We start from the raw sequence: 12,608 nt of genomic DNA on the forward strand, positions 1-12,608 counted from the left end.
GAACCGCGGCGGTTTGGATCGTCAGCCTCCCTGCTTAACCTTGGTACAGTGCTGCCGTGGCGGTGGCAACGTCCCGCATCACGGCCTGCGCCTCGAGTGGCCTTGTGACACGGAGGTGGGCACCGAATTGCAGCAGCTGACGCACGGCCTCCAGCTGGTCGTAGACCACGGTGATCTCGACCCGGCCAGCGTCCAGCGGTTTACTGCCGGTGAGCCGTGAGCCCAGGATCCGCCGTGCGAGGTCGAGCCTGTTGACCGCAAGCGTTGCGGTCACGGTGATGCCGCTGCGGTTCTCGACCGATGCGCTGAGGTGCCGGCTCACACTGGCCAGCGACTCGCCCTGGCGCAGGGATCGGCCATCTGACAGGACCTCCCAACTCTGGACCCTTTCCAGCGAATACAGCCGCGGCGCCCCGTTGATATCTGCCACCAGATACCAGCGGCCCGCCTTCGCAAGGAGACCGTACGGGTCAACTGTGCGCCATGAGGCTCCCCGCTCGGCACTGCTCCGATAGAGAATCCGCAGTCGCCGGCCGGTTTGCAGATCCCTGCCGAGGCCGGCGACGCCGGCACCGTGGGCCTCGGGGCTGAACCAGGGCATGTTATCCACGACGACCAACTCGGACAACGGCAACAAGGAGTGACCGGCCCCGGGACGCCGCGCAGCGAGCTTCCGGTGGGCGGTGCGCGTTCGTGGGTCGACCCCGAGCTGGCGTGCCTGCCCGGGGTCCAGACCCAGCAGTTTCAAGGCATCGATCTCAGTCGGGCTGAGTTTGGATACGTCAAGTTGCGATCCGGGCAGCAGAACCACGCCGCCGTAGCGGCCGCGCTCGGCGAACACCGGCACGTCGGCGTCGGCCAGGGTGGTCACGTCCCGCAGAACCGTCCGCACCGATACGTCCAACTCGTCCGCCAAGTCAGCAGCGGTCATGCGGTGACGGGTCTGGAGCAGCAACATCATCGAGAGCAGGCGCTGTGACTTCATTTCATCATTATTGATCCATACCGGACACAGGGTGTCATGTATTGCTGTCAGGCTGGCTCCGGCCAGAAAACCTCAACGCAGGAGCTTCCCCATGACTACCCCGAACCTCTTCCTCATCTACGTCACAGACGTCGAGCGCGCCACGCGCTTCTACCGCGACCTGTTCGATATGGCGCCAGTCGCCGTCACACCCCGCTACGTCCCCTTCGAGGTCGCCCCGGGTGTGTTATTCGCCCTGTGGTCTGGCCGCGGCGACACCGTCACGGCGACGACGCCCCGCACCAGCGAGGTCGGACTCATGCTGTCGGGTTCCAATGCGGCCGTAGACGACTGCTACACCAAATGGACGGCCAAGGGGGTCACTGTGATCGAAGAACCGCACGAAGACGTCTTCGGACGAACCTTCGTGATCGCTGATCCTGACGGAAACCTCATCCGCGTTTCCCCGGTCGACTGACGGACGCGCCGGGGGCCGCTTCCATTCAGAAACGCTGGGTATGACCGGTGACTGGCGGCACCGGGACACTATGACGTTCTTCGCCCTGGTCTCCCGCCGATGGAAGATCTTCGTGGCAAAGATTGCCGGCACCCTCATCGCTTCCCTGGCGATTGTCCTCGGCGTCCTTACACTGTCGCTGCTGCTGTCCGCGCTGCTCGTGCCCGCCATGGGGCTCGGCTGGGCAGCCGGAGACCTCGGCAAAGCCGCATGGCTGCTGCTGTGGGCGACGGTCCTTGGCTTCGTGTCCGGACCGCTATCTCCTCGGCGCTTCTGTCCGCCCCGCTGACGATGGTCTTCATCATCTTGCAGACACTGCTCTTCGATACCCTCATCGGTCTCATTCCGGGCGGCAGTGCCCCGTTCCTCCAGACGGCCTGCCTGGTTAATTCGCTGACCGACGGAACACCGGCGGCACCAGCGCTGACGTCGCTGGTCCTGTGGATCCTCCTGCCGCTGGGGATCGGGTTCTGGCGCAACCGGCGCAAAGAGGTGTCCTGAAAGCGGCACCTTGAATAGATTGCCACACAGTCTAGTCGGTGTTAAGTTCTACTCATGAGCGATGATCCGAAGTGGCCCAGCGACTGGACCCGGGCCGTCCTGGCACCGTGCATCCTGCAGCTGGTACGCAACCGGAACGAGACTTACGGCTACCAGCTTGTCCAGGAGCTGGATGCGCGGGGCCTCCCGGGCATCGTCGGCGGCACCGTTTACCCGGTACTCAACCGGCTCGAGACCGAAGGGCGACTCCGCTCCGAATGGCGCGAAGGCAAGGGAGGCCCCGGCCGAAAGTTCTACAGCATCACCCCCGAAGGGGAAACCTGGCTGCGCGAGACCTCCGGCGCCTGGCAGGACTTCACGGCAAGGGTGTCGGCAGTACTGACGTTGGAAGGATACCCGGCATGACCACCTTGGAGTACTTTAAATCCCTGGCGCTGGGACTCCGCCAGCGCAAGCTCAGCGAGAACCAGGTCGCTGATGTGCTCCGGGAACTCCAGAGCCACTTGCAGGAGACGGGGGCGCGTCCTGAGGATGCTTTCGGCGGCCCCAAGGAGTGCGCAGAGCGGTTCCCGAAGGGGCACACGGTTTCCCGCGGATCCAAGGTCGGCTACCTTGCTGCCGCCGTGCTGATGGTCCTGATCGGTGTGAAGGTCTTCACCGGCCAGGTCCTCGGCATATCCCTCGGCCTCCCCGGGACATTGATCTATCTTGGGACGACAGTCCTCGTGACATTCGCCCTGATCGCGTGGAGCAATGTGCTGCAGCGGCAGCTCCCCGAACGGATAGCCGAGGATCTCAACCGGCAGAAGTAGACCGCCCGGGTCCGGGGCTATGCGCCCCACGCACCCGACTCGCCGCCGTCCTCGGCGAAGAACGCCAGGCCGCCCAACCGCCTCGGCCAACTCGGTCAGGGACATGTCACCGACGAGAAATCCCAGCACATCCGGTGTCTTACCAGAAATAACGGAACCCACATTCAAGTCAGGAGAGCCCAAATTCAGGCCATTACCACCAATGTGGCCAAGGCTTGGCGTGGTTTCAGGCTCGCAGGAGGCTGCGGGCGGCGGCGGTGATGTGGCGGGCGGAGATGCCGGCGGCGTCGAGCAGTTCCTGGGGTTTGCCGGAGGCGGGCAGTGATTTGACGGCGAGTAAGACGCAGTGGAGTTCGGGGGTGTCTGTTCCGGCGAGGGCTTCGAGGACGGCGGAGCCGATGCCGCCTTCGGGGTAGTGGTCTTCGGCGACGACGATCCGGCCCCCGGTCGCCCGGCAACTCCGGCGCAGGGTGTCCGCGTCGATGGGTTTGATGGAGTAGAGGTCGATGACGCGGGCGTTGATTCCGTCTTTGGCGAGTTCATCGGCGGCCGCGAGGCATTCGTGCAGGGTTACACCGGCACCGATAAGTGCCACGTCGTCGTCGGGGCCGGCGTGGTGGACTTTGCAGCCGCCGAGCGGGAATTTTTCGTCCGGACCGTAGATGACCGGGTAGGCGCCGCGGGTGGCGCGAAGGTAGGAGATTCCGGTGGTGTCGGCCATGGCCTGGACGAGTTGGGCGGTGGAGGGGGCGTCGGCCGGGTAGAGCACGGTGGAGGTGTGCACGGCCCGCATGGCGGCGATGTCCTCCAGCGCCATTTGCGATGGGCCGTCCTGGCCGATTTCGACACCGGCGTGTGTGCCGACGAGCCGTATGCTGGCCTGGGATACTCCTGCCATCCGGATGAAGTCGAAGGGCCGGGATATCAGGAAAGCGGCGAAACTCGCGGCGAACGCGACGTAGCCGCGGACCGAGAGGCCGACGGCGGAGGCGATGAGTTGCTGTTCGGCGATGAACATTTCGAAGTACCGTTCCGGGGCGGCGTCTTTGAATTCGCCGGCGTGGGTCGAGTTTCCCACCTCGCCGTCCAGGACGACGATTTCGGGACGGGCGGCCAGCGCGGACACGGCGGCGCCAAAGGCGGCCCGGGTTGCGATCTTTTCGCCCACCTCCCAACGGGGCAGGCTGACGGCTGCCTGCGGGTTGGGAGTGATCGCAGGCGTGCCCGGTCCGGGGAGGGCCGTGGTGATCCGCAGGCTGCCGGGGCCGCCGAGGGCTGCCACGGCGCGTTCGGCCATATCCTTCGGAAGTGCCTTGCCGTGCCAGCCGTCCTTGTCTTCCACCTCGGGCACGCCCTTGCCCTTGATTGTTTTGGCGAGAATGACCGTTGGTTGGTCGTGACTGGACTGTGCGCGGGTGAGCGCGTCGTCGATCGCGGCAAGATCATGACCGTCGATGACGAGGGCATGGGCGCCGAAGGCCTCCACGCGCCGGGCGTACCGGTCCATGTCCCATTGCAGTTCGGTGGGACCGTCCTGGCCCAGCCGGTTGACATCCACGACGGCGGTGAGGTTTCCGAGCTTGTAGTAGGAGGCCTTGTCCAGGGCCTCCCAGATGGATCCTTCGGCCAGTTCACTGTCCCCGCACAGCACCCAGGTGCGGTAGGGCAGCCGGTCCAGGTACCGTCCGGCCAGGCAAACGCCCACGGCATCCGGCAGTCCCTGGCCCAGCGAGCCGGTCGCCACATCAACCCAGGGCAGGACCGGTGTGGGATGTCCCTGCAGCCGGCTGCCGAACTGCCGGTAGGTTTTGATCAGTTCATCCTCCTCGACCACGCCGGCCGCCCGGTACATGGAGTACAGCAGCGGGGAGGCATGGCCCTTGGAAAAAATGAGGTGGTCATTGGTCGGCAGCCACGGCTGGTCCCAGTCATAGCGGAGGTGCCGCCCGAGCAGGACCGCCATGAGATCCGCAGCCGACAACGATGAGGTCGGATGGCCGGAACCGGCCTGTGTGCTGCACCGGATGGAGTCCACCCGCAGTTGCGCCGCCAGGCTTCTGATGGCACCGGCCTCTGCGGCGGTCATCGGTTCCGGGGCCGGTTCCTGATGTTCGGCCATCGCAATCACCTTTCGCCCGTTCAAGGGGTCCTCGTGACCGGGACGGGACGCCCAATACCTGTCATACCCGGATGCCGGTTCCTGCGGAAGACGCGAGCTGCCCGGGCGTTCCGCTGCGGAGCCGGTCTCCCGAGGACTCTGGCACGCCAGCTGGGGCCTCTCGGCGCAAGAAACCGGCACTGCCCCGGTATGCCTGCGCAGGCGGCACGGAATCTGAACGCGGCGGCGCAGGGTCCGACCGGCGGGCCGGGCAGAGGTCGGTGATATGTCCCATGCCGGCGTACTCACGCACCGCGGCAATGCCGGCGACAGCTGCGGGCTTGTCGTCAAAAGCTTTGGAGACGGCCATCACCGTTCCGTCGGGTGCTGTGAGCCGGAATCTGACGTGCGACTGCGCGTCAACGAACAGTTCAAACAAGCCGGCCATGGGTGTCCTCCCGGTCTGCGGGCTTCCTGCCCGGGCGGCGACATCGCCGCAAAAAGGTCCGACGGCGCCGTCGTCTTCGGACCCCTCGTTGAGTCGATGAACCGCCAGTTGATCGATTCATCAAGTGTCCAACAGTTTGCCGCAGGCAACCAGTCCCGTGCAAGGGCGGACGGACAATCCACAGGCAAAATCCATGGAATTCACAGCGAGGGCGCGGCTTGTGGGGTTTCTACTCCCTGTTCGCGATGTGGATGTCCGACATTCATTCACTCGGCGGCTACACCGCAGGAGGCTCTCAGGGCCGACGGACAATCCTGGGCCAATGTCGACGGCGGCGGCCCGCTCCCAGTGGGCGGGCCGCCGCCGTCTGCCTTGCCTGGCTGCTGTAAATCCAGCGGGCTGGGGTCAGTCCGCGAGCAGCCTGCCCCACCTGGGTGCGAGCAAGGGGGACCCGGCAAGTTTCAGGCAGTGCCACAGGGTCACGGCGACGGAGTCGAGCACGGGAACGCCGGTGCCGGCCTCGATGTCGGCCGCGATGTTTGCGCCGTACAGGTTGGTGCACAGGTAGACAAGCGCATCCGGCGCCGCTGCCGCCAGTTCCAGCGAGCCGGGGCGCATTTCCTCCTCGGTGACCCGGCCGAAGGACTCGTTGTCACTCAGGCCCAGGCAGCGGTGGCCCACTGTCTTGATGCCGTCCCGCTCGTAGGATGCCATGATCGCGCGGTTGACGTCCTCCGTGTACGGCGTGAACAGTCCTATCCGTTCGGTGCCGAACGACTCGAACGCCGCCAGGTAGGCGAGCGTGGAGGTGGTGGCCGGAATGCCGGTGGCGTCGGTGATCTCGCCGACCAGCCCGCGGTCGTGTTCCGCTCCGAGCCAGGAGCCCGAGGTGCCGTTCCAGGCGATCACGTCCACGTCCGCCGTCGCGAGCAGCCGGGCCGCTTCGCGCATGACGGCCGGATCGAACTGCTTGTCCGAGGAATCGTCCAGGGCGATCCGGGTGACGGGGATCCGGGTGAAATGGATGGTGACGTCGTCCCGGTCGCCCAGGATGCGGTAGCTCTGCGGCTCCAGGCAGGTGTTGGAGGACGGCACGATCATGCCGATGCGGGTCTTGCGTGTTGCGGATGGCATGGATGCTCCTAACGGGTTGCGGGGGCGGTGGCGGCACGGCCAGTAGCGGGCGTCGGTTCCGGTGCTGCTGCGGTGTGGGCGCGGAAGCCGTTGCGGGCCACGAAGCGGCCCACGGGTCCGGGATCGTGGAAGCCGTCACCATCCACCACCACGCGGCCGGCGGAGACCACGACGCCGGGCCACCCGGTGAGCTTCACGCCGTCGAACGGGGAGAAGTCCGTGCCCATGTGCAGGTCGGCGCCATCGACGGTTCGTTGTTCGGCGGGATCGAAGATCACGAGGTCGGCATCGAAGCCCTCGGCGATGGTCCCCTTGCGGGGGACCGCGTTGATGCGGGCCGGCCCGGCGGAGAAGACCTCCACAAAGTCCTCCACCGTGTTCCGGGCGGATTCCATCATGGCGGTGAAGGTGACAGGCATCCGCGTTTCCACCCCCGGCAGCCCGTGCGGCATGGCCCGGACGTCGTCCGTGCGCTCGCGCTTCTGGGAGAGGTCGTAGCAGGAGTGGTCCGAGGAAACGGTGTGGATGGCGCCGTCGGCCAGGCGTTCCTTCAGGGCGGCCACGGTCTCGGCGCTGCGCATTGGCGGGCAGCAGGCGTACCACTCCGGAAACGCCGAGCCGTAGACCGAGTCATCGAGGGTGAGGTAGTGCGGGCAGGTCTCGGAGAAGGCCTCGAGGCCGCGGCCGCGCGCCTCGTTGACGAGGTCCACGGCTCCGGGGGTCGACTGGTGAACAAAGTACACGGGAGCCTTCGTGTATTCGGCCATGGCCAGGGTTTCCTTGACGGACACCTCCTCGGCCAGCTCCGGCCGGGTCCGGTGCAGGTGCTCGATGCCGATCCTGCCGTCCTCGGCATGCTGCTGGGTGCAGTCCGCGATGATGGGATCGTGCTCGGCGTGGATGTAGGTGAGCCCGTCCAGCCGCACCATCTCGCGCATGACCTTCAGGATGGTGTCCCCGTCCGCCATGGTGGTGCCGCGGTTGGTGGTGTACATCTTCACGGACCGGACGCCCTCGGCGGCGAGCTGCTCCAGCTGCCACGGAACGGTTTCGTCCCAGCTGACCACCGACCCGTGGAGGGCGACGTCGCAGCGGGAGTCCCGCGCCAGTTCCTTCTTGTGCAGCACGGCGGCCAGCGGGGTTTCCTGGGCGTCGCGCGGAATGCCGAAGTCGATGATGGTGGTGGTGCCGCCCCACAGTGCTGCCGTGGAGGTGGTGCGGTAGTCGTCCAGGGTCCGGAAGCGTCCGGTCACCTGGGCCACGTGGCAGTGGCCGTCCACGCCGCCCGGAATAACGAGGCGGCCGGCGGCGTCGATGGTGCGCCCGGCGTCGGGAACCGGTTCGGAGGCATCGACCAGCCGGACGATTCTGCCGTCCCGCACCACGATGTGGGCGTGCCGGCGGCCGAAGCTGTTGACAACGGTGCCGTTGGCAATGACGAGTTCTGGGGTGTTGGACATCGGTGTCCTCCTAAGGGATGAAGCCAGTGGGGAAGCTAGTGGGACAGGGCCGCGGGGGCGGCGGCGTGCGCTGCGCTCTGGGCCGCGGTGAGGGCGGTGTCGAGGTTTTCCGTAAGCCCCTTGCGGGCCTTGGCGGGTGGCGGCGCGAAGGCGCCGGCACGGTGGGGCCCGGACTGGAGCGCGACGACGGCCTCCGCCATGCGGATGCCGGCGGAGATGCCGTCCACCACCGGAACCGGGATCTGACCCTGAAGCTCGCGGGCAAGCCCGGCGAGGGGCGCACCCGCCAGGATGACGACGTCGGCGCCGTCCTCTGCGACGGCCTGCCGGCTGAGTGCCAGCAGGGTTTCCTTGAAGTCCTGCTGCACGGAGCCGATGGCGTTGAGGGATTCGTTGATGGAACGGATGGACGCCAGCCGGCCGCCGAGGCCGAAACGCTCCACGCAGTCCAGATACCACGGCCGGATCCGGTCTGATATGGCGATGATGGAGAAGCGGTGCCCCTGGAGGGCGGCAGCGCAGAGGGCTGCCTCGGTGATGCCGATGACCGGGACGTCCGTGAGTTCCTTCAGGGCCGGCATGCCAGGGTCGCCGAAAGCGGCAACCACCACGCCGTCCACGCCGCCGGTGCTGGATTCGGTGGAGTATTCGGCGATGATCTCGGCGACTGCGCCGGCCGCGATCAGGGACTCGAAGCGGGTTTCGATGTATTCCACACCGTGTCCGGCCGTGCGGACCACGAGTTCGGTGTCCGGGGCCGCCGAGCGCACGGCTTCTGATTCGATCAGGGCGGTGACGTCGCCGCTGATGTTGGGGTTGATGACGAGCAGTTTCATTTTTTCTTCCGATGCAGCGTGGGTTCGGTTTTCTGGAAGTCCTCGGGGAACTGCTCGCGGTACTTGCCGATGTGCGACGCCGACTGCGCGGCAGCCCGGTCCGGGTCGCCGCTGGCGATCGCATCGTAGAGCTCGCGGTGTTCCTGGATCAGTTCCGGCAGGTCGCTGACGTGGCGGAAGAGCCAGTGCATGCGTCCCTGGAGGGGTTCCAGCGCGGATTTGAGGAAATTGTTGTCGGCGATCCGGGTGATGGCGTCGTGGAATTCGCTGTTGGCGCGGTGCGCCTCCATCACGGCGCCTTTGGCGAGGCAGCGGTCCGCCTCGTCGAGCAGGCCCTGAAGGTGGGCGAGGTCCTCCTGTGTGGCGCGGGCGGCGGCGAGGCGGCATGCCAGTACTTCGAGGGACTGCCGGACGTCGAACAGGTCCTCGACGTCCTTGGGGCTGAGGGAGCTGACTTCCGCGCCGCGCGCCCCGCGGTCGCTGAGGAGGCCCTCCTGGCGCAGCATGCGCAGCGCTTCCCGGACGGGCAGGCGGGACACATTGAATTCTGCGGCGAGGTCACGTTCCACCAGCCGGGTGCCGGGAGCGTAGTGCCCTTCAAAAATCCTGGTGCGGAGGGTGTCCCAGACGGCCTCGCGGAGGGGGCGTTCCTTGTCCTGGGTTTCTTCTGCGGTAAGCATTGTTGCTCCATTCGGATTCTCGTGTGACATTGCGCTCCCGGCGGCGGGAGGAGGTGCTGCGTGGTTTAGCTTAGACAGGAAGCCGCTTGTTGTAGTCCAGTGCCAGCACGGACACTCCCATGATGATGGCGGATCCCACGAAGTAGAGCAGCGCCCAGGTGTAGGAGCCGGTGGCGCCGACAATCAGGCCGACCACGATCGGGGTGACGAAGCCGGAGATGTTGCCGCTGAAGTTCATGGCTCCACCCAGCACACCGGCGTTGGTCCGGCCGCCCAGGATGGAGGGGATGCTCCAGAAGAGGCCAACCCAGCGGAGGAAGAACATGACCACGGAGAGCAGGACCACCGCCGTCGTGGGATCCGCCACCACCGTGACGCCCACCAAGCCGCCGATCACGACCACACTGGAGATGCCCAGCAGGGTGCGCATGACCCGGTTGGCCGAGGCGCCGGCTGCCCGCCATTTGTCCGCGATGGTGCCGCCCAGGATTTCACCGACGAAGCCGGCACCGAAGATCACGAAAGTGGACCAGCCGATGGTCTTCAGGTCAAAACCCTTGGCCTGGGCCAGGTAGAGCGGGCCCCAGGTCAGCAGGCCGTAGAATACTCCGTTGAAGCCCAGCCAGCCAAAGCACATGGCCCAGAAGGAACGGAACTTCAGGTAGGGGAGCAGGGCGCGCTTGCCCTTGCTGCCGTCGAGCTCGGCCTCGGCATCCTCGGCTGCGTGTGAAGCCTCGATGTACTCGGCTTCGGCCGTGTTGACCCCGCGGTGCTGGCGGGGGTTGTCGCGGACGTACCACCACACGGCCAGGCCCATGAGCACCGTGGCGGCGCCGGCGATGATGAACGAGCTGCGCCAGCTGCCGGTGGATGCGATGAGGCCGGCGATGAGGATGCCGCCCAGGCCTGCGCCCAGCGGGGCTCCGGCGTCGAGGATGGTTGCGCCGCGGCCGCGTTCCGCCTTGTGCATCCAGATGGCATTGAGCTTGCCGCCGGCCGGCATGACGCCGGCTTCGGTGACGCCGATGCCGAGGCGTGCGATGAACATGCTCAGGAAGCCGCCAGCGAGGCCCGAGGCCGCGGTTGCGGCACCCCAGCCGATGCACGATGCCGTCATGACTTTCCGCGGGCCGAACTTGTCGATCAGCAGGCCGACGGGAATCTGCATGAGGGCGTAGGTCCAGAAGAAGGCGGAAAGCAGCAGGCCCACGAGCTCCGGGGCGAGGTTGAATTCCTTCTGGATGATGGGCAGGGCTACCGAGATGGAGCCCCGGTCGATGTAGTTGACGGAGACCAGGACGAGCAGCAGCAGGAAGAGCTTCCAGCGGACGTTGGTGCGCCTTTGCACGCCGTCCTTGCCGGGTTTGCCGTCGACCGGGGCTTCTGTGGTGCCTTGAGCCTCGGTGGTCACTGTTTCGGTATTGGGGATGGACACAGCTTCTCCTTCACGGGGAAGTTTACGGACAGGGAAACGAACTGGGTGATTCAAACGTGCGGCCGCGGGTTGGGCGGCGGAAAACCTTTGGGCGAAGGCCTGTAGTGGCGGTTCCGGAAACGCCACGCGATGCCTGGGGTTTTGGGATCCCGTTTTGGGATCCCAAAATTAGAGTAGAAGTGATACGTGCCACTGTCAAGGGTTTTTTTGCGTTACCCGCGGGGGAGTGAGGCCACTCGCCGATTGTGACCGCACCGAAGGTGCGGGCCGGTGCGTAAAAGACGAACGCCGGGCCTACGAGGCCCCGGCATGGGCGCCGGCCGCCCCGTGGGAAAGCTTCCTTGGAGTTGCGCTAAGTGCAGCGGGGTTGATGGGTCGTTGCCCGTGTTAACAGCCCGGATCGATGCATCAGGCCGGTAGGGTGCTTATCCTTCAGGGCACGACAAAATTTGTCCCCGGCTGACGTGAAAATAGCTGGTGAGGCGAAGGCTGGCGGTAATGGGAGCACATGGCCGGATAGGCCGTCGTCGTGGGTTGAGGGCGGTGAGCATGTACCAGATCGCCGTGATTAGTGAGTGCTCGACCGTCACCAGTGCTCTCATCGGTCCCCTGCGTGAGGTGATCCTCTTGTAGTGGGCCTGGAAATAAGTTCCGACGGTGCGGGACGCTGCCCTCGTGGCTATGCCGAACCGATGATCGCGACATCATGCGCTTTTTCCAGGTTCATGGAGGATCTCCTTCATCGAGACGGACCTGCAGCCGCGTTGGCCCTGGTGGGGTGTTGAGTGTTACTGGGCCGGCTGCTCGACCCCGGGCCCCGGGTGGAGCGGCGGCAACCCGCCGCGTCCGGCGGGTTAGGGGCGCCGGGCCGCCCAGGCGGTCCGGCTGGCACTCACGGCCAGGTCTCCGCGGCGCAGCAGGGCACCGGGGTCCTCGCCCGCGAGGAGGCGGTCGAGAGTTTCGAGGTCCTCGGCAGCCAGTTGACCGTCGAGGGCGGAACGGATGCGGCCCAGAAAGGCCTGCGCGTAGCGGCCGGCGACCAGCGGATCCGGGTGCGCTTCGATGGCGAAGTGTCGCTGCTCAATGATCTCGAAGCCGGCCCGCTCCATGGGGGCCTGCCAGTCCGGGTGCGCGTTCCAGCCCGCCCGTGCTAGGGCCTCGTGGCAGCGCGCTTCCAGGCCGGACCGGCCCAGCCCGACGTCGTCTGGCAGGAAGCGCGGCAGGGCGTCCATCTCAACGACCACCAGCAGGCCGCCGGGGTTCAGTGCGGCATGGACGTCGCGCAACACCCGGCCCGGGTGGGCGACCTCATGCAAGGAGGAGGACGCCCATACGATGTCCGCCGCACCGACCGCCGGCCACGCGTGGTCCAAGTCGGCGTGCACGGTGCCCACCCGGCCGGCCAGTCCCTGCCCGAGTGCCGCTGCCCGGACGCGCTCGAGCATCACCGGAGACTTGTCGATCGCCACCACGCTGGCCTCCGGGAAGCGCCGCGCCAGAGCCAGGCTGTAGCCGCCCGTCCCGGCACCGGCGTCGACGATGGTGCGCGGAGCGTCTGGCGTGTGCTGCCTTACCCATGTGGTCACCTCCTCCAGGTAGGGACCGAGCACCTCAGCATCAAGGTCCAGCAGGTCAGCAAGCCCGGATTCGTGGTGCTGCACGTGCTCGTGTGCGGATCCGACGTGGTGATGGGAGTGTGGTGTCATGCCTTCGAGGCTAAACA

At 66.4% G+C, this 12,608-nt stretch carries 14 protein-coding genes; 5 read left to right on the top strand and 9 right to left on the bottom strand.

The window, feature by feature from the left end:
- Window positions 1-34 precede the first annotated feature (34 nt).
- Window positions 35-985, bottom strand: a complete 951-nt coding sequence (locus ACQCSZ_RS08320; protein ID WP_427007544.1) for a helix-turn-helix transcriptional regulator — start codon at window positions 983-985, stop codon at window positions 35-37.
- Between the two features lie 91 nt (window positions 986-1,076).
- Here ACQCSZ_RS08320 and ACQCSZ_RS08325 point away from each other — a divergent pair, with 91 nt between their 5' ends.
- The 5 genes from ACQCSZ_RS08325 to ACQCSZ_RS08345 are packed head-to-tail and all read left to right on the top strand — an operon-like array spanning window position 1,077 to window position 2,794.
- On the top strand, window positions 1,077-1,442 hold the full coding sequence (locus tag ACQCSZ_RS08325; RefSeq protein ID WP_427007545.1) for a VOC family protein: 366 nt from the start codon (window positions 1,077-1,079) through the stop codon (window positions 1,440-1,442).
- Window positions 1,443-1,482: 40 nt separating this feature from the next.
- Window positions 1,483-1,770: a hypothetical protein gene (locus tag ACQCSZ_RS08330; RefSeq protein ID WP_427007546.1), complete on the top strand. Its 288-nt coding sequence runs from the start codon at window positions 1,483-1,485 to the stop codon at window positions 1,768-1,770.
- A gap of 2 nt (window positions 1,771-1,772) precedes the next feature.
- Window positions 1,773-1,982 (top strand): hypothetical protein, encoded by a 210-nt coding sequence (locus tag ACQCSZ_RS08335; RefSeq protein ID WP_427007547.1) that lies wholly within the window; start codon window positions 1,773-1,775, stop codon window positions 1,980-1,982.
- A gap of 54 nt (window positions 1,983-2,036) precedes the next feature.
- Window positions 2,037-2,387: a PadR family transcriptional regulator gene (locus tag ACQCSZ_RS08340; protein ID WP_427007548.1), complete on the top strand. Its 351-nt coding sequence runs from the start codon at window positions 2,037-2,039 to the stop codon at window positions 2,385-2,387.
- Window positions 2,384-2,794 (top strand): hypothetical protein, encoded by a 411-nt coding sequence (locus tag ACQCSZ_RS08345; RefSeq protein ID WP_427007549.1) that lies wholly within the window; start codon window positions 2,384-2,386, stop codon window positions 2,792-2,794. The genes ACQCSZ_RS08340 and ACQCSZ_RS08345 overlap by 4 nt, the downstream gene beginning before the upstream one ends.
- 226 nt (window positions 2,795-3,020) lie before the next feature.
- On the opposite strand, the gene ACQCSZ_RS08350 is transcribed toward ACQCSZ_RS08345, so the two are convergent.
- The 8 genes from ACQCSZ_RS08350 to ACQCSZ_RS08385 all read right to left on the bottom strand — a co-directional run bounded on the left by ACQCSZ_RS08350 (window position 3,021) and on the right by ACQCSZ_RS08385 (window position 12,591).
- Window positions 3,021-4,913, bottom strand: coding sequence for a transketolase (locus tag ACQCSZ_RS08350; protein WP_427007550.1), 1,893 nt, complete (start codon window positions 4,911-4,913; stop codon window positions 3,021-3,023).
- Between the two features lie 61 nt (window positions 4,914-4,974).
- Entirely contained in the window at window positions 4,975-5,340 is a 366-nt protein-coding gene (locus tag ACQCSZ_RS08355; RefSeq protein WP_427007551.1) for a YegP family protein, read from the bottom strand.
- Window positions 5,341-5,745: 405 nt separating this feature from the next.
- Window positions 5,746-6,474, bottom strand: coding sequence for a maleate cis-trans isomerase family protein (locus ACQCSZ_RS08360; RefSeq protein WP_427007552.1), 729 nt, complete (start codon window positions 6,472-6,474; stop codon window positions 5,746-5,748).
- 8 nt (window positions 6,475-6,482) lie between these two features.
- A complete protein-coding gene (locus ACQCSZ_RS08365) occupies window positions 6,483-7,934 on the bottom strand; it encodes an amidohydrolase family protein (RefSeq protein WP_427007553.1) in 1,452 nt (483 codons plus the stop codon).
- Between the two features lie 35 nt (window positions 7,935-7,969).
- Complete coding sequence (locus ACQCSZ_RS08370) at window positions 7,970-8,770, bottom strand: aspartate/glutamate racemase family protein (RefSeq protein ID WP_427007554.1); 801 nt, start codon at window positions 8,768-8,770, stop codon at window positions 7,970-7,972.
- Window positions 8,767-9,450, bottom strand: coding sequence for a GntR family transcriptional regulator (locus tag ACQCSZ_RS08375; RefSeq protein WP_427007555.1), 684 nt, complete (start codon window positions 9,448-9,450; stop codon window positions 8,767-8,769). The genes ACQCSZ_RS08370 and ACQCSZ_RS08375 overlap by 4 nt, the downstream gene beginning before the upstream one ends.
- Before the next feature lie 70 nt (window positions 9,451-9,520).
- Window positions 9,521-10,885, bottom strand: coding sequence for an MFS transporter (locus tag ACQCSZ_RS08380; RefSeq protein ID WP_427007556.1), 1,365 nt, complete (start codon window positions 10,883-10,885; stop codon window positions 9,521-9,523).
- Between the two features lie 854 nt (window positions 10,886-11,739).
- Window positions 11,740-12,591, bottom strand: a complete 852-nt coding sequence (locus ACQCSZ_RS08385; RefSeq protein WP_427007557.1) for a class I SAM-dependent methyltransferase — start codon at window positions 12,589-12,591, stop codon at window positions 11,740-11,742.
- Between the last annotated feature and the right edge of the window lie 17 nt (window positions 12,592-12,608).

Source organism: Pseudarthrobacter sp. H2 (assembly GCF_050157045.1).
Lineage (GTDB): Bacteria > Actinomycetota > Actinomycetes > Actinomycetales > Micrococcaceae > Arthrobacter.